Raw genomic sequence first — 15758 nt, 5'->3', positions numbered from 1 at the left:
TTTATGCTACGCCCTTGAGAAAGCTATTGGCAAAAGCCAGAAGGTCTTGGTGGATTTCCGTTCCTTCAGGCAGGTTTCCGCCCGCTAGAGTCTTTTGACCCTTGCCAGTGAGAACAAGATGAGGTCTAGCGCCCAAGGCAACTCCGGCTTGAAGATCTCTCAGGGAATCACCAACCACAGGAATGCCTTCCAAGGGATGTTTGTGCTGATTTCTGTGATATCGCAAAGCAATTTCTTTCATCATTCCTGGCGCTGGTTTGCGACAGTCGCATGCATGTGCATCGATGTGTGGGCAAAAGAAGATGCTATCAATATGCCCTCCTAGGGGCTTGAGTAAATGAGCCATCTTGTTATGCATGGCATGTAAATCACTGATGCTAAAGAAACCGCGCGCTAAGCCAGACTGGTTGGTTGCAATTGCAATTTGGTAGCCAGCTTGATTGAGTAGGGCGATAGCCTCTAAGCTACCTGGTAGCGGAATCCATTCATCAACAGATTTGACGTAGTCATCTCGATCTTCGTTAATCACACCATCGCGGTCGAGAATGATGAATTTAGAAGAGCTATTGCTCATGCTAATTTGCCGAGATCCGCGACTAAATTCATTTTTTGGTGTAGTTCTTGTAAAAGGGCCAGGCGGTTATCACGTAATTTTGGATCAGGATCCATCACCATGACGTCCGCGAAGAACTGATCGATCGGCTCACTCAAAGCAACTAATGCTTTTAATAGCTCAACAAATTGATGTTTTCCATAAGCCAAATCAAGACTGGGTTTTAATGCCTCAAAAGCTTGATGCAATGCAATTTCTGCAGGAACCTGCAAAAGCTTTTCTGAACAAGTGTCGGGAATGGCAGTGGTGGTCTTTTTTAGAATATTGCTAATGCGCTTGTTAGCAGCCGCCAATTGACCGGCTTGTGTGAGGGCATTGAATGCTCTTACAGCGGACAGACGGGTGATGATGTCATTGATATGTTCTGGTGCTTGGCTCAAGACAGCTTCAATTTCAGGGTTGGTAAAGGGTTTGCCGTCAATTGCTTGATCGCGAAGATAAGCACGCAAGCGGTCAAGAATAAATTCATTGATTTCAGTAACCTGGGCTTTTTCCTGAACTTCCTTTTGCGGAAACTGTTGGCGCGCTAGTTCAATTAGGGTCGGCAGACTCAAAGACAGATTTTTTTCTAACAGCAAACGACAGATACCCAGTGCATGACGTCGCAGTGCGTATGGGTCTTTATCGCCTGTGGGGGCTAGCCCAACTCCCCAAATGCCGACCAAGGTTTCTAGTTTGTCAGCAATAGCCAAGATAGTTCCAGTTTGAGTGCTTGGCAAAGTATCACCCGCAAAGCGTGGCATATAGTGCTCACTGCATGCTGCTGCCACTTCAGGATTTTCTTTGTCGAGAGTTGCATAGTAGCGACCCATGATTCCTTGTAGTTCTGGGAACTCACCCACCATATCAGTCAGCAAATCCGTTTTAGCAATCTCAGCTGCTCTAGCAGAAAGCGTTTCATTCCATCCGAGTAATTTGGCGATACCGAGCGCAATGGCTTGAACCCGCTTGGTGCGATCGAGTTGATTACCCAATTGATTGTGATACACCACTCTTGCGAGATCATTTACTCGAGAGGCCAAGGAACGCTTTTGATCTTGTTGGAAAAAGAAGCGTGCATCTGATAAGCGAGGGCGCACCACACGTTCATTCCCTGAAATGATTGCTGCAGGCTGATCAGTTTGAATATTGGAGACAATTAAGAAGCGATTTCTGAGCTTGCCTTGTTTATCCGTTAATGCAAAATATTTCTGATTGGTTTGCATCGTCAGAATTAAACATTCTTGTGGAACTTCTAAAAACTCAGCATCAAAATGACACTCATAAATTGCTGGCCACTCAACGAGGGCTGTCACTTCATCAAGCAGGCTGTCTGGCATCAGCACCAGATCATCACCTGCAGCCTTGAGCAGTGCCGCCTCAATTTGTTGGCGACGTTTTATAAAGCTAGGAATAATTTTTCCCTTGGTCTCGAGTGAGGTTTCGTATTGATCGGCACTCTCAATCTTGATTGCCCCAGGAGATAAAAAGCGATGTCCATCGGTTTTATTTCCTGAATCAATGCCTAGGGCGCTGATCTGAAGCGGACTATCGCCATGTAAAGCCACAATGCCATGCACTGGACGGGCAAATTGAACGTCGACCAAGTCGCCATTGGTGCGTGTGACTTGATAGTGCATCATCTTAGCGACTGGTAACTTACTCAGGGTTTGTTCGAGCGCTTGTTGTACCGTAGGCTCTAGAGCTGCGCCTTTTGCAACTACATTTAAATAGAGCGCTTCATTCTTCCCTTCACCTGATTTCTCTAAGGATGAAAGATCAATGTCAGCATAACCTAGGCTAGCCAGTTTCTTTAGTAAGGGGGCGGTAGCTTGACCCTGCGCATCATAGGCAATAGAAATAGGAAGTAATTTTTCTCGGACTGGATAATCGGGAGCTTGATTAAGCACCTCTGTGATGTGGACAGCCAAGCGACGGGGGCTTGCAAACCCAGTGACGATAGATTTTTCGCTTAACAGGCCAGCCACTTTAAGGGAATCCGTAATCCCATCACTAAAAGCCTGACCTAAACGACGTAAGGATTTGGGAGGCAGCTCTTCTGTAAATACTTCAAGTAGAAGGCTGGCTGAAGTAGGGCCGGGATTCAATGTACTCATGATTTAGCTGAACTGCGTTGACACATCGGAAAGCCCAATTTCTCACGAGACTCGAAGTAGGCTTGCGCCACTGCACGGGAAAGATTCCGAATTCGACCGATATAGGCAGCCCGCTCGGTAACCGAAATAGCTCCACGCGCATCCAGCAAATTAAAAGTGTGGGCGGCTTTGAGAACCATTTCATAAGCGGGTAAGGCTAGAGGTACTTCCATTAAGCGTTTTGCTTCACTCTCATAATTACTGAAGTTCGCAAAGAGTAAATCGGTATTGGAGTGTTCGAAGTTGTAAGAAGACTGCTCAACTTCGTTCTGGTGATACACGTCACCATAGGAGATGCCGTCCGCCCAAACAAGATCGAATACATTGGAACAATTCTGGATATACATCGCCAGGCGCTCAATACCATAGGTTATTTCGCCAAGTACGGGCTTGCAGTCAATGCCACCGACTTGTTGGAAGTAGGTAAATTGTGTGACTTCCATACCATTGAGCCAAACTTCCCAACCTAAGCCCCAGGCACCGAGGGTGGGATTTTCCCAATCATCCTCGACGAAGCGAACATCATTTTCTTTAAGATCTAAACCGAGTGCTGCCAGTGATCCTAAATAGAGCTCTAGGATGTTTGCTGGAGCTGGCTTGAGCACCACTTGATATTGGTAGTAGTGTTGCAAGCGATTGGGGTTCTCGCCATAACGACCGTCTTTAGGGCGGCGGGATGGCTGAACATAAGCAGCCTTCCAGGGCTCAGGACCAATTGCCCTTAAAAAGGTGGCGGTATGCGATGTGCCTGCGCCAACCTCAAGGTCAATAGGCTGAAGTAGGGCGCAACCTTGTTGGTCCCAATACTCTTGAAGTTTAAGAATGATTTGCTGAAATGTAAGCATGTTTAACCTAGCTAAGCCATTGATTTTACATGGCGAAGCTGGGCGATTACTAAAACCGTCTTTGACGAATGATGCCAATCAAGAGAAGCAGGAAAGAGATGGTCAAAATTGGCGCATTACCCCAAATGACATAAGGTGTTCTGCCTGTGTAAGCCTGAACAGAGCCCACTAAAGAGGTTTGCGTAAATTTAGGCAATTGCTCAATCACTTTCCCATCTGGCCCTAGGACTGCAGTAATGCCAGTATTGGTCGCACGAAGGGCAGGCAGACCTGTTTCTAGAGATCGTAGTTGAGAAAGTCTGAGTTGTTGACCTGGGGCTTGAGAATCGCCAAACCAAGCAAGATTAGTGATGTTAATCAATAGATTGGTTGCTTCGGGGCTATGTCGAAGGCGGGTGGCAAGCTCACTACCGAAGACGTCTTCATAGCATATGGTGATCGCGGCAAAGAGTGGATCCTTGTCATCTCTCACAATCCTGAAAGGTGGCTGACTCATCGAGCCACGTGAAAAGTCACTCAAAGGGACATTGAAGGCATTCACAAACCAATGAAATCCAGGGGGAATGAACTCTCCAAAAGGAACCAGGTGAGATTTATCGTACTCATATACTGCGGCATTTTGATTTAGTCCAAGCGCTCGATTTGAAAACTCCCTGCCATCGCTTGGATTGATGCGTCGGCCGATGATCCCAAACAGTAATGTCTTGTGATGTTGATTAACGTTATCTTGTAAAGACTCCAGTGTGCCCTGAGGTAAATTGATATCAGGCCAAGAGAAGGCAGTTTCAGGCGCAACAATTAATTCAGCGGAAGAGCGCTTCATGACATTTGAGTAATAGTCAATTTGTTGCATTACGCCTTCGGGCCTAAAGATGAGACTCTGTGAAAAATTGCCTTGAACGAGCTCAATGCTTAAGGGTGAGCCCGTAGGCTTGGTAAAACTCCATAGCCCCCCGATCTGAATAAGAGTAACTATGAGTGCGACCGGAGCAACGCTGAGTACGGCATGTTTGCGAATATGCAAGAGTTGCCATGAACTCCACACTGCTAGGAAGGTACAAGCTAAGCCACCGAGGTAAGGAGCTGCTAGCCCAAACGGACCATTCACTTGAGCTTCTGCTAAACCCAACCAAGGAAAGCCGGTGAGGAAAAAACCACGTAGGCATTCAATCAAGACCCAGCTGGCTGCAAGAAAGCATCCGGTGTAAAAAGAATCTTTCTTAAAGAAATAGAGTGGCAGACAGGCTAAAGAGAAAAATACTGCGGTATAGGTAGAAAGTAAAACGACTGCTGCACATGACAGAAGGAAGTTCATTTTTCCTACATCGTGCAAGCTGATGTAGATCCAGGATAGGCCCACTACAAAATAGCCCAAACCAAAAGCCAAGCCTGCTAGCAAAAATTGCTTGAGTGATGCGTGTTTAAACTGAAGTAAACCCCACCAAACTAGGGTAAGAATCGGAATTTGAATCCACCCGCCATAGGGCAGCTCGGCCGTGCAGGCAAGAATCGCACCAAATAAGATGAGGGTGAGAAATCGGGCGGGATTTTTCAAAACAGCATGCAATCTCAAGCAGGTGTAGGTTTCTGATTGATCTTTCTTGCTAACAAAATATGAATCTGCCTAGGGTCGGCGCGCTGAATCTCAAACTCGATATTCCCCAGTTTAATGAGCTCACCAATTTTAGGTACTCGACCCAGATGTTGAATAACAAGACCGGCAACGGTATCAATATCCTCTTCAGAAAAATCAGTCCCTACAACTTCATTAAATTGTTCGAGCTCAGTAATACCCTTGACCCGGATATCACCATTATCTAAGGCGATGATATTGTCAGCTTCTTCATCAACATCATGCTCATCTTCGATGTCGCCCACAATTTGTTCAAGCACATCTTCAATGGTAATAATTCCGGCTACACCGCTGTACTCGTCGACCACGATCGCTAAATGATTGCGGTTGTCTTTAAAATCCCTTAGTAACACGCTCAAACGCTTTGATTCAGGAATAAACACGGCAGGTCGTAACCAATCGCGTACCTGAAAATCTTTTTCACTGGCATTGCGGAGAAGATCCTTAGCAAGCAGGGTGCCAATGATGTTATCTCGGCTACCTTCAAATACAGGGAAGCGGGAGTGAGCAGCAGTAATCACATTTTGAATAATTTCTGCTAAGGGTAGGTTGATATCAATCCAATCAATTTGGGCGCGAGGCACCAAAATATCGCGCGCACATAGCTGCCCCACTTGGAATACGCCTTCAATCATTGATAAGGCATCTGCATCGATCAGCCCCTCAGATTCGGCTTCTCGAAGTGTCAGGATTAATTCTTGACGACGTTCTGTGCTGCTAATGGGTACGGGACTTAGAAAAGCGGTTAAGCGTTCAAGTAATGATTTATTGGGGTCGGGCATGGTGCAAGAATAGCGTAGATGGGGATGAAATTGGTGACAGTGGATTACTGAGGGGTATAGGGATTGGCAAAACCAAGCTCTTTGAGTAGCTTAATCTCAAGTGCTTCCATTTTTAGAGCTTGCTTGGAAATTTCATGATCATGGCCTTGGGCATGTAAGCAGCCGTGAATGACAAGGTGGGCTAAATGCGATTTCATCGTCTTACCTTGCACTTTGGCTTCCTTTTGAATGACGGGTAGGCATAAGATGATGTCAGCATTGAGACTGGCTTTATCTAAAGCATAGGGAAAGGTCAGGACATTCGTTGCTTTGTCTTGCTTTCGGTAAGAAGCATTCATCTTCTTTGATTCAGCGGAATTCACAAAGCGAATGGTAATGAGACCTACTTTATTGGTAGCAGCTTTGATCCATTTTTTTAAAAGGGTATTAGATGCGACTTGATTGATGGCCGCTTCGATTGCTGGACTTGCGAATTGAATATCAATCTGAAGTTTAGATGACATGGGATTCAATCAATTCACCGCGTAAGGTGTAATTCAATACTTCTGTGATTTTGACGTCCAGCATTTTTCCGATCCAGTCGTCCCCATTATGATCTGGTAGTTCGAGGTGAATAATGCGATTATTTGCAGACCGCCCTTGAAGATTGACCCCGTCTTTTGCAAGACCCTCAACCAGGATGGTTTCGGTATTGCCAAGCATGCGTTGACTAATTTTTTCTCCCTGTGAGTCAATTAGTGCCAGCAGGGTTTGTAGGCGTTGGAGTTTGATCTCATAAGGCGTGTCATCAGTCAAGTTGGCGGCAGGCGTTCCAGGCCGGGGGCTGAAAATAAAGCAAAAACTATTATCAAACTGAAGTTCTTCAACCATCTTGAGTAACTTATTAAAGTCCTCATCGGTTTCACCTGGAAACCCAACAATGAAGTCACTAGAGAGTGTGAGATCGGGCCGGACAGCGCGCATTTTTCGAATAATGCTTTTGTATTCCAAGGCGGTATAACCGCGCTTCATGGCAGAGAGGACGGAATCGGAGGCGTGCTGAACAGGTAAATGTAAGTGGCTAACGAGCTTAGGTACTTTTGCGTATACATCAATTAAGCGTTGCGTAAATTCTTTTGGGTGGCTGGTTGTAAAGCGAATCCGCTCAACCCCCGGAATTTCTGCAACATACTCAATTAGTAAAGCGAAGTCAGCAAGTTCACTGCCGTCACTCATCTTACCCAGATAAGCGTTTACATTTTGCCCCAGCAAAACAATTTCTTTAATGCCTTGTGCTGCCAAGCTTGCCACTTCGGTCAAAACATCATCAAGGGGACGTGAGACTTCTTCGCCTCGGGTATAGGGCACTACGCAATAACTACAATACTTAGAGCAGCCCTCCATGATCGAGACGTATGCAGAGCCGCGGGTTTTACGTGAAGCTGGCAAATGATCAAACTTTTCAATTTCTGGAAATGAGATATCCACTTGAGGCCTGCCAGTTTGATGGCGTTGCGCAATCAGATCAGGCAGGCGATGGAGTGTTTGTGGGCCAAAGACGACATCAACATACGGCGCCCGATTAATAATTTGCTGACCTTCTTGGCTGGCAACACAACCACCTACCCCAATGAGTAAATTGGGTTTACGTTTTTTAAGTTCTCGTAATCGGCCGAGGTCAGAGAACACTTTGTCTTCTGCCTTTTCCCGAATCGAGCAGGTGTTCAAAAGTACAACATCAGCATCTTCAGGTGTATCGGTGATAGTCATGCCCTCATCGGCATGGAGGATGTCGGCCATCTTGTCAGAGTCATACTCATTCATTTGACAGCCAAAGGTTTTGATATAGAGCTTCTTCATATGCCGTTCTCAGGTTTATAACTGGGGGCGAAGCGTTGATTTTACGGGATTGTCTAAGTCAGAGGAATCGATAGGCGAGAATCGTTACCAGAGTAGGCGGAATGGCGGCTAAGAGCAACATGCCGGCGGAAACAGCGGCATTTGGAAAATAAGGCCGCAGAATAGCCAATCCTGCAGGATTGGGGGCATTCGCAATGACTGTGAGGCCGCCTCCAGCAACCGCACCACCGACTAGGGCCAGTTTAAATTCCAGCGATGTACCAGTAACCAGGGAGCCTAAGTACGTCAGGGCTGCATTGTCGGTTAGGGCGGTTAGACCAAGCGCACCATAAAAGACAGCGGTTGGGCTCATGTTTTGCAAAATCGGTTGTAGCCACCATTCTTGAAGTCCGCCTAGGACAACTAATCCGGCCAAGAAGAAGCCTACCAATAAAGCCTCCCTCAAAATGAGTGGGCTTTGGTACTTTGGGTATGCAGTGGTGTAGCCAATGAAAAACAGAAGCAACCACATAAAGATCACTGGGTCGTGCGCAAAAACGACAACCCCCACCAAAAATAAAAGATGAACTAAGGTTACTGCTATCGGTGTTTTGTCGAGACTCGTTTTGGACTTGGGTTCAACAAACTCTTTTCGCAATAAGCAGGTGATGAGTAATGCGTTAATCAAAATCGCAATACAAGACTCGATGCCAAAATGACTCATCATGAAGGCGCTATCCCAATTCCAGGCGGAAGCCACCATGAGCACGGGAGGTGCTGCAAAGTTTGTGAGCGTGCCACCAATCGAGATATTGACAAACAATACGCCTAGCGTACCGAAGAGCATCAGTTTGGAGCAAGAGTGGCGATACACCAGATCTCTTAGTAAAAAAGCCGCCAAGGTCATTGCAGCCGCTTCGGTAATGAATGAGCCTAGTATGGGTGTAATGCTCAGGGTTAAAAAGTATAAAGTGGGGGTCGACTTCGTCCTTAAAACAGCCTGGAGAACCTTGCCAATGGCGTGTAGGATATGAGTGACGCAATTGAGAATGGGTTTACTGCCTGCGACAACCATAATGGCAAAAACAAAAAGAGCCTCGGTGAAGTTTCTGGTGCTAGCGTAATGTCTAGCCGTTTCTAAATTATCAACTAGAGCCAAAAAAATAATGAGGATGGCAGCCCAAAAACCAAAGACGATTTCAACTTCACCCAGTAGGTGCCAAAGGCCTGCATGCTTTGGATGACTCTTAGCCAAATCCTCAAAATAAGAGGTGCTAAAAGTGTGCAATACTGCAAGCGCAAAAATAGTACTAGCGCCGATTTCAGACAGAGTGAAGTTCATACCGGCATAGTATCAGTAGATCTTTCCAGATAAATAACCTTCAGAATTAGTCGAAATTAAATAAAGAGAACGTCATGATCAGAAATGCACAATCCCAGTTCGGAGTAGGCTCCTTCCAGCAAAAGCTTGCGATCGGAGATTTTCACTTGCTGGCGGATGTCGAGGCTGCTTCAGGGGGCGATAACACTGGCCCTTCCCCACATGAGTACTTGGCTGCTGCTTTAGCTTCTTGCACCAGCATGACCCTGAAAATGTACGCTGGTCGTAAATCGATGAACTTAACTAATGCAATTGTCACAGTGCAGGTTGAGCGTGAGAATGATATTGAAAAATTTAACCGTGATATTCAATTATTTGGTGAGTTAGCAGAAGAGGAAAAACAGCGCCTCTTAGAGATTGCCAATAAATGCCCAATTCATAAAGCACTCTCAGGCGAGATCCAAATAAAAACCCAGCTGGTTAACTAAACCAAGCTGGGCTGTAGTAAAAATAAATTTAGTTTGGGGCGGCAGGTGTTGAGCCGGTCTTACCGGCTTTGTAGCCAGCGTTATATTCTGATGCCTGTTGTTTCTTATAAGCATCATAAACATAGCCTGATGCTGCACCAACGGCCGCACCACCAACAGCACCCCAAATCGGATTGCCATGAAGAACGGCAGTACCAACAGCGCCGGCAGCTGCACCAATTCCTGCGCCAGACAAAGTGCGTTGTTCAGTATTACTCATATTTGAGCAAGCTGTCATAGCGAATACAGCAATGAGGAGGGCGATCATTTTTTTCATATAACTACTCCTAAGATTGAACGGATTTATTGTTTAGCACAAGGAAAGCGCACTGCTAAAAAGCCTAGAAATGTTCCCGCGGCTGGCTTGTCGGCAGCTTGAGGATTAGTGCCAGTCCATTTGACAAAATCACCAATGACTTCATCGCGTTGTGGGGCAGGTTGTTTAACGCAAATAAAGGGCTTAGCCTTTTGCGGATGACGCGTGGCTAAATAGGTGTCATAAATTGCCGTTGTATACCCAATGCAGAAACTCCGGGCCTCAGGACTTGCCGGTAATTTGCAGGAGTTCACTAATTCTTGAGTACTTAAGACGGGAACTTTTTCATCCGCATAGACGTTGCTAACGCAGCTGGCGAAGATGCTCAGAGCCACCAGTATTTTTTTCATGTAATCCCCCTTGAGTAAGTGATTTATAGCTATCAGTATATGATCGATTAGTCTAAACATGCGATCAATTAGGGTAATCCTATAATGACTTATGGCTATATTTGAACTTGACGGCATTGTCCCCTTATTAGCGAAGGGCGCATGGGTTGCTGAAAGCGCTGAAGTGATTGGTCGCGTAGAGCTTCATGAAAACGTGAGCATTTGGCCCCAGGTTGTGATTCGAGGTGATAACGATCTGATTCAGATCGGTGAGGGTAGTAATGTTCAGGATGCCTCGGTATTACATACCGACCCTGGCTTTGAGCTATTGATTGGTAAGCACGTCACAGTAGGTCATAAGGTGATGTTGCATGGATGCCAAATTGGTGATGGCAGTCTAATTGGTATCGGTGCCGTGATTTTGAATGGCGCCAAAATTGGTAAACATTGCCTAGTGGGCGCAGGTGCGCTTGTAACAGAGGGCAAAGAGTTTCCAGACGGTTCGATGATTTTGGGTTCACCAGCCAAAGTCGTGAAGATGCTTGATGATGAGCAAATAAAAAAGATCGAAGAAATTGCTGGACGTTACGTCAGCAATGCGCAGCGCTATCTAAAGACCCTCAAGCCTATTTCCTAATCTAGACTTGCCATGTCAGATATTCAATTTTGGATCAGCATTGTTGCCACCATTGCTTTCGCAGTAACGGGAGTGTTGGCGATTGCGGACCGTGGCGTTGATCTTTTTGGAGTCCTAGTGCTGGGGGTGATTACCGCAATTGGTGGTGGAACGATTCGAGACATCATTTTGGGTGTCCCCAGTTTTTGGTCACAAGCGCCACTGTATGTATGGCTTGCTTTAGCCGCCAGTATGGCTACCTTTGTTGCTGAATCTTTTTTTACTCAACCCCAAATTTATCGATCCATGCTGTATTTGGATGGTTTGGGCGCAGCCTTATTTGGCATTCAAGGGGCGTTCAAAGCATGGCAGCTGGATTTTGGTTTGCCAGTAGCACCAGTAATTTTGGGGGTAATCACCGCGATTGGGGGCGGCTTATTGCGAGATATTTTGGCAGGTAGAAAAACCTTACTCATGTCACATGAGTTGTATGCAATCCCCGTTACATTGGGATGTTGTCTTTATATTCTAGCGCTCAACTTTTTGCCGCAATACCGTCTCGAATCCGCAGTGCTGTGCATGTTCGCCATCTTTGGCTTGCGTGCAGCAGCGATTCATTGGAATTTGAGCGTGCCCAAAGCTTTCATCACTAAAACGCGCTAACTGCTCCATCGCTGCGGGGATCCCAGCCACCCCTTAAAGTGCCTGAAGGTTCGCGAATAATGCAGCCAGCATGTCCCACGGTTTCATCGAAGGCGTCGAGCATTTCAATTTCATGACCCAGTGCATGCAATTCTTTCGCAACCCAAGGGCTAAAGCGGGATTCGAGTTTGAGGCTGTCGCTTGTCTGACCCCAAGTACGCCCAAGTAACCAGCGTGGGCGACTGATGGCATCTTGTGGATCAAGGCCATACGTTGCCGTTCTGGTAAAGACTGCACATTGCGTTTGGGGTTGTCCATCGCCACCCATCGTTCCGTACACCATCGTCTTGCCATCTTTGAATAAAGCGAGTGCAGGATTGAGGGTGTGGAATGGTTTGCGATAAGGCTCAAGGTGATTGAGTGTTTTTGGATCTAGAGAAAAACTGCAGCCACGGTTTTGCCAATTGACGCCTGAACTTGGCAACACAATCCCGGCACCAAACTCGTGATAAATGCTTTGAATGAAAGAAACGCTATTGCCCTGTTTGTCAACTACACCCATCCAGATCGTATCCGCTGGACCTTTGCCCTGGCCCCAAGGTAATGCTTTTTCAGGATCAATATTTTTTGCTAGCTTCTTTAAAAAAGCAGGAGCTAAAAAAGATTGCGCATGTTTTTTCATGTATGCAGGATCGGTAACGAATTGATCGCGCACTTTAAACGCCTGCTTGGTTGCTTCAACACAGTGATGAACATATTCTGCGCTATCGACTTTGAAGCGCTTGAGATTGAGTTGATCCAGAATCCCTAGAATCATTAAGGACACAACACCTTGCGTTGGCGGGGTCATGTTGTAAACATTGCCCAAGCTATGTTTGAGCTCGAGAGGATCAATCAGCTTGGCATGATGGCGACGCAAATCACCAAGTCGTAGTGGGCTTCCTAGTTCAGCAAGCTCTTTGGCCAGCAGCTCAGCAAGATCGCCGCGGTAGTAATCCTCGGTTCCTTTTCTGGCAATTTGTCGTAAGGTTTTTGCCAGACGCTCTTGTTTGAAAATACTGCCGACTGCTGGAGCACATCCATTAACAAGAAAGGTTTCTGCAAAACCAGGAATGGGACTTAACTCTTCTCGTTTCTTAGCAGTCAAGCTAGATTGACTGAAAGTGACTGGCACACCAGCTTCTGCATAGTGAATTGCGTCTGCTAGTAATCGTGACAGCGGGATCTTGCCTCTTAAGGCCTTCTGAGAAAGTGCTTGTGCAGCCCCCCAGCCTGAAATCGTTCCTGCAACGGTATTTGCAGCTACTGCACCCCTGAAAGGGATGGCTTTAGTAATGCCTTGATTCGCATACCATTGTTTAGTGGCCAGGCCTGCAGCAGCCCCACAGGCATCAATGCCGCCCATGGCTTTGCCGGGGGAGTGAATGACCCAAAAAGAATCTCCGCCAATCGAGTTCATGTGGGGATACACCACGGCAATGGTTGCAGCTGCCGCAATCATGGCCTCCAATGCGTTACCGCCTTCTCGCAGAACGGCTACTGCAGATTCTGATGCTAGGGAATGAGGTGCAACCGCCATTCCTTGAATACCCCATTTTTGTTGCATATATCGACTTAGCCTTATTGAATACTCAATTGTAGATCGCGGGAAAACCCCAATCTGTTTTGATGAGGAATTACCCTAAGTAATGGATTTATCTCAAATTTTTCACAGCATAATTGCTTCGTTGTTTAAATCCATAAAAATATTTAGGAGCTACAGATGTCAACATCTACCAAAGCAGCCCCAATGACTGCTGAAGAACGCAAAGTTATTTTTGCATCTTCACTCGGAACAGTCTTTGAGTGGTACGACTTTTATCTATACGGTTCATTGGCTGCCATTATTGCCAAGCAATTCTTCTCAGGCTTAGATGCGGGCTCTGCTTTCATTTTCGCCTTATTGGCTTTTGCTGCCGGCTTTATCGTTCGCCCTTTTGGTGCATTGGTATTTGGTCGCCTCGGTGATTTGATTGGTCGTAAATACACCTTCTTAGTGACTATCCTGATTATGGGTGGATCCACCTTTGTAGTTGGTATTTTGCCAAACTATGCAACGATTGGTGTGACCGCTCCAGTGTTACTGATCGCTCTGCGTTTATTGCAAGGCTTAGCTTTAGGTGGCGAGTATGGTGGTGCGGCAACTTATGTTGCAGAGCACGCTCCAAATGGTAAGCGCGGTGCTTACACTGCTTGGATTCAGACCACAGCAACAATGGGTCTTTTCCTTTCCTTGTTAGTGATTTTGTTCACTCGTGAAATTACCGGACCTGATTTTGAAGTTTGGGGCTGGCGTGTTCCTTTCATCGTCTCGATTGCACTCTTAGGTGTTTCAGTATGGATTCGTATGTCAATGAATGAATCCCCTGCATTTAAGAAAATGAAAGAAGATGGCAAGCTGTCTAAGTCACCTTTGGGCGAATCTTTCGGCCAATGGAAGAACTTGAAGATTGTGATCTTGGCTTTGTTTGGTTTGGTTGCTGGCCAAGCTGTGGTTTGGTACACAGGCCAGTTTTATGCTTTGTTCTACCTAACTCAAGTTCTCAAAGTAGATGCTAAGACAGCTAATCTATTGATTGCGGCTGCCTTGTTGGTTGCCACACCATTCTTTGTCGTATTTGGTAGCTTGTCCGACAGAATTGGTCGTAAGGTGATCATCATGGGCGGTTTGTTGTTGGCGGTGATTACCTATATTCCAAATACTCCAGTCTCCGTATTCAATGGACTGACACACTTTGCGAATCCTGCATTGGAAAATGCAATGGCTACATCACCAGCGACAATTACTGCTGATTTGTCTGAATGTACTTTCCAGTTCAACCCAACCGGTACTGCGAAGTTCACCAGCTCTTGCGATATTGCAAAACAGGTGATGGCTTCCAACTCCGCTAGCTACACCACAGTGGCTGGACCAGCAGGCAGCGTGGCTAAGGTCAAGATTGGCGAAACTGAGATTGAAGGTTATTCATCAAAAGGTCTCGATCCAGCTGAAGCAAAAGCAAAAGATGCAGCATTTAAGAAAGCGATTCGTGATGACTTGACAGCTGCCGGCTATCCAGTCAAAGCGGATCCAGCTGCAATTAACTACTTTGCAACCTTCTTGCTCTTGGCTTTCTTGGTCTTGTTGGTAACGATGGTGTACGGCCCAATCGCTGCAATGTTGGTAGAGATGTTCCCAACCCGTATTCGTTACACCTCAATGTCCTTGCCATACCATATTGGTAACGGTTGGTTCGGTGGCTTGCTGCCAACCATCTCCTTTGCCTTGGTAGCGCAGAACGGTAACATTTACTACGGTCTCTGGTACCCAATCATCATTGCTGCAATGACATTGGTTATAGGTACCTTGTTCGTTCGTGAAACTAAAGATGTGGATATTTACGCACGTGACTAAGTAGTTGAATACAGTCTTACTGAGCTTTAATAAGAACCCGACCACTTGGTCGGGTTTTTTATTCCCATAAATCTTGCTGTTTACTGCGATGGAGTAATGCCGTATTTTGATCGGCAATCGATGTTTGGCGGCTGCCAGGTATGAGTTCGATACCGGCACCAGCAGCGAGTGCGCCGACCCGATTGACCCTGAGATACCAGCCACTGAAACCCGATTGCAGCATGGCTTTAGCGGCACCCTTGTATCCCATCTTGGCATTGAACTTAAAGCAGGGCTCGCGCAATTTGACTACTGAGAACTCAAGATCGCCGATGATGAGAATGTCACCAACGTATACATTCGTCTCGAGTAAGCCTTCGATAGTGAAGTTTTCCCCAAGGGACCCTGGCGTTAAATTGACAGGCCGTTTTGTTTCTCGTGTGAGGAGTTCGTTCCAAAAAACGTAATGTTCGGATGGATATACATAAATGGCTTTTTCAATTCCGCCATGAACTGTGAGGTCGGCCTGCTCATCACCTTGCACACCCAGCTTGGTAATTTCTACTGAAATGGGATTATCGAGATTGCTAATCGATTGCTTATGAATAGCTGATATCACCCTAGAGGGTTCGGAACCGTTTTGAGCAAATAGTCCGCTTACTTTTCCAATGGAAATGGAGAGGAGCTTTCCAGAGGGAGCTTGAGTCATATTAGGGTCACTTTCAGTTGGGCTTTAAAATAGGGGTAATGACTTACTTTTATGAATACT

Annotated in this window: 16 protein-coding genes; 4 read left to right on the top strand and 12 right to left on the bottom strand. The window is 46.2% G+C overall.

The annotated features are described in order from the left end of the window. Nucleotide 1: 1 nt before the first annotated feature. Genes gmhB through ICU98_RS07720 form a run of 8 tightly spaced genes read right to left on the bottom strand, consistent with a single transcriptional unit; the run spans nt 2 to nt 9168 of the window. On the bottom strand, nt 2-574 hold the full coding sequence (gene gmhB, locus ICU98_RS07755; protein WP_215351954.1) for a D-glycero-beta-D-manno-heptose 1,7-bisphosphate 7-phosphatase: 573 nt from the start codon (nt 572-574) through the stop codon (nt 2-4). Further along, a complete protein-coding gene (gene glyS / locus ICU98_RS07750) occupies nt 571-2709 on the bottom strand; it encodes a glycine--tRNA ligase subunit beta (RefSeq protein ID WP_215351951.1) in 2139 nt (712 codons plus the stop codon). Before glyS ends, gmhB begins: the two co-directional genes overlap by 4 nt. After that, on the bottom strand, nt 2706-3593 hold the full coding sequence (glyQ, locus tag ICU98_RS07745) for a glycine--tRNA ligase subunit alpha (RefSeq protein WP_215351948.1): 888 nt from the start codon (nt 3591-3593) through the stop codon (nt 2706-2708). The genes glyS and glyQ overlap by 4 nt, the downstream gene beginning before the upstream one ends. A 49-nt stretch (nt 3594-3642) precedes the next feature. Continuing rightward, a complete protein-coding gene (gene lnt / locus ICU98_RS07740) occupies nt 3643-5148 on the bottom strand; it encodes an apolipoprotein N-acyltransferase (RefSeq protein WP_215351946.1) in 1506 nt (501 codons plus the stop codon). A 14-nt stretch (nt 5149-5162) separates the two neighbouring features. Next, nucleotides 5163-6008, bottom strand: coding sequence for an HlyC/CorC family transporter (locus tag ICU98_RS07735; RefSeq protein WP_215336306.1), 846 nt, complete (start codon nt 6006-6008; stop codon nt 5163-5165). A 44-nt stretch (nt 6009-6052) separates the two neighbouring features. Then, nucleotides 6053-6511 carry an rRNA maturation RNase YbeY gene (gene ybeY / locus ICU98_RS07730; RefSeq protein ID WP_215351943.1) on the bottom strand — a complete coding sequence of 153 codons (459 nt, stop codon included), beginning with the start codon at nt 6509-6511 and terminating at the stop codon, nt 6053-6055. Then, complete coding sequence (gene miaB / locus ICU98_RS07725; protein WP_215351941.1) at nt 6501-7847, bottom strand: tRNA (N6-isopentenyl adenosine(37)-C2)-methylthiotransferase MiaB; 1347 nt, start codon at nt 7845-7847, stop codon at nt 6501-6503. Before miaB ends, ybeY begins: the two co-directional genes overlap by 11 nt. A 58-nt stretch (nt 7848-7905) precedes the next feature. Beyond that, nucleotides 7906-9168: a putative Na+/H+ antiporter gene (locus tag ICU98_RS07720; RefSeq protein WP_215351938.1), complete on the bottom strand. Its 1263-nt coding sequence runs from the start codon at nt 9166-9168 to the stop codon at nt 7906-7908. A 74-nt stretch (nt 9169-9242) separates the two neighbouring features. Between ICU98_RS07720 and ICU98_RS07715 the strand changes: the two genes are divergently transcribed. Continuing rightward, a complete protein-coding gene (locus ICU98_RS07715) occupies nt 9243-9635 on the top strand; it encodes an OsmC family protein (protein WP_251365333.1) in 393 nt (130 codons plus the stop codon). 28 nt (nt 9636-9663) lie between these two features. Here ICU98_RS07715 and ICU98_RS07710 read toward each other — a convergent pair whose 3' ends face one another. Together ICU98_RS07710 and ICU98_RS07705 are read right to left on the bottom strand one after the other, a co-directional pair. Then, entirely contained in the window at nt 9664-9951 is a 288-nt protein-coding gene (locus ICU98_RS07710) for a glycine zipper domain-containing protein (protein WP_251365332.1), read from the bottom strand. Between the two features lie 26 nt (nt 9952-9977). After that, nucleotides 9978-10340, bottom strand: coding sequence for a Rap1a/Tai family immunity protein (locus ICU98_RS07705; RefSeq protein ID WP_215351935.1), 363 nt, complete (start codon nt 10338-10340; stop codon nt 9978-9980). A gap of 91 nt (nt 10341-10431) precedes the next feature. Here ICU98_RS07705 and ICU98_RS07700 point away from each other — a divergent pair, with 91 nt between their 5' ends. Then, complete coding sequence (locus tag ICU98_RS07700; protein WP_215351932.1) at nt 10432-10956, top strand: gamma carbonic anhydrase family protein; 525 nt, start codon at nt 10432-10434, stop codon at nt 10954-10956. Between the two features lie 12 nt (nt 10957-10968). Then, the gene (locus ICU98_RS07695; RefSeq protein WP_215351930.1) at nt 10969-11598 is read left to right on the top strand and encodes a trimeric intracellular cation channel family protein; all 630 of its coding nucleotides are present in this window, start codon (nt 10969-10971) and stop codon (nt 11596-11598) included. Here ICU98_RS07695 and ICU98_RS07690 read toward each other — a convergent pair. Beyond that, on the bottom strand, nt 11585-13183 hold the full coding sequence (locus ICU98_RS07690) for a gamma-glutamyltransferase family protein (protein ID WP_215351928.1): 1599 nt from the start codon (nt 13181-13183) through the stop codon (nt 11585-11587). The two genes, ICU98_RS07695 and ICU98_RS07690, sit on opposite strands and share 14 nt — an antisense overlap. Before the next feature lie 156 nt (nt 13184-13339). Here ICU98_RS07690 and ICU98_RS07685 point away from each other — a divergent pair, with 156 nt between their 5' ends. After that, complete coding sequence (locus ICU98_RS07685) at nt 13340-15010, top strand: MFS transporter (protein WP_215351926.1); 1671 nt, start codon at nt 13340-13342, stop codon at nt 15008-15010. 58 nt (nt 15011-15068) lie between these two features. On the opposite strand, the gene ICU98_RS07680 is transcribed toward ICU98_RS07685, so the two are convergent. Then, nucleotides 15069-15698 (bottom strand): MOSC domain-containing protein, encoded by a 630-nt coding sequence (locus ICU98_RS07680; RefSeq protein WP_215351924.1) that lies wholly within the window; start codon nt 15696-15698, stop codon nt 15069-15071. Between the last annotated feature and the right edge of the window lie 60 nt (nt 15699-15758).

The sequence above is a fragment of the Polynucleobacter sp. MWH-P3-07-1 genome, assembly GCF_018687555.1.
Lineage (GTDB): Bacteria > Pseudomonadota > Gammaproteobacteria > Burkholderiales > Burkholderiaceae > Polynucleobacter.
This window is presented reverse-complemented; position numbering and strand designations above follow the sequence as displayed.

Bases quoted from the DNA above. Each gene is read 5' to 3' on its own strand.
- glyQ (WP_215351948.1), bottom strand. From the start codon at position 3,593: ATGCTTACATTTCAGCAAATCATTCTTAAACTTCAAGAGTATTGGGAC.
- gmhB (WP_215351954.1), bottom strand. From the start codon at position 574: ATGAGCAATAGCTCTTCTAAATTCATCATTCTCGACCGCGATGGTGTG.
- ICU98_RS07705 (WP_215351935.1), bottom strand. From the start codon at position 10,340: ATGAAAAAAATACTGGTGGCTCTGAGCATCTTCGCCAGCTGCGTTAGC.
- ICU98_RS07695 (WP_215351930.1), top strand. From the start codon at position 10,969: ATGTCAGATATTCAATTTTGGATCAGCATTGTTGCCACCATTGCTTTC.
- glyS (WP_215351951.1), bottom strand. From the start codon at position 2,709: ATGAGTACATTGAATCCCGGCCCTACTTCAGCCAGCCTTCTACTTGAA.
- ICU98_RS07700 (WP_215351932.1), top strand. From the start codon at position 10,432: ATGGCTATATTTGAACTTGACGGCATTGTCCCCTTATTAGCGAAGGGC.
- ICU98_RS07710 (WP_251365332.1), bottom strand. From the start codon at position 9,951: ATGAAAAAAATGATCGCCCTCCTCATTGCTGTATTCGCTATGACAGCT.
- ICU98_RS07680 (WP_215351924.1), bottom strand. From the start codon at position 15,698: ATGACTCAAGCTCCCTCTGGAAAGCTCCTCTCCATTTCCATTGGAAAA.
- ybeY (WP_215351943.1), bottom strand. From the start codon at position 6,511: ATGTCATCTAAACTTCAGATTGATATTCAATTCGCAAGTCCAGCAATC.
- miaB (WP_215351941.1), bottom strand. From the start codon at position 7,847: ATGAAGAAGCTCTATATCAAAACCTTTGGCTGTCAAATGAATGAGTAT.
- ICU98_RS07690 (WP_215351928.1), bottom strand. From the start codon at position 13,183: ATGCAACAAAAATGGGGTATTCAAGGAATGGCGGTTGCACCTCATTCC.
- ICU98_RS07685 (WP_215351926.1), top strand. From the start codon at position 13,340: ATGTCAACATCTACCAAAGCAGCCCCAATGACTGCTGAAGAACGCAAA.
- ICU98_RS07720 (WP_215351938.1), bottom strand. From the start codon at position 9,168: ATGAACTTCACTCTGTCTGAAATCGGCGCTAGTACTATTTTTGCGCTT.
- ICU98_RS07715 (WP_251365333.1), top strand. From the start codon at position 9,243: ATGATCAGAAATGCACAATCCCAGTTCGGAGTAGGCTCCTTCCAGCAA.
- ICU98_RS07735 (WP_215336306.1), bottom strand. From the start codon at position 6,008: ATGCCCGACCCCAATAAATCATTACTTGAACGCTTAACCGCTTTTCTA.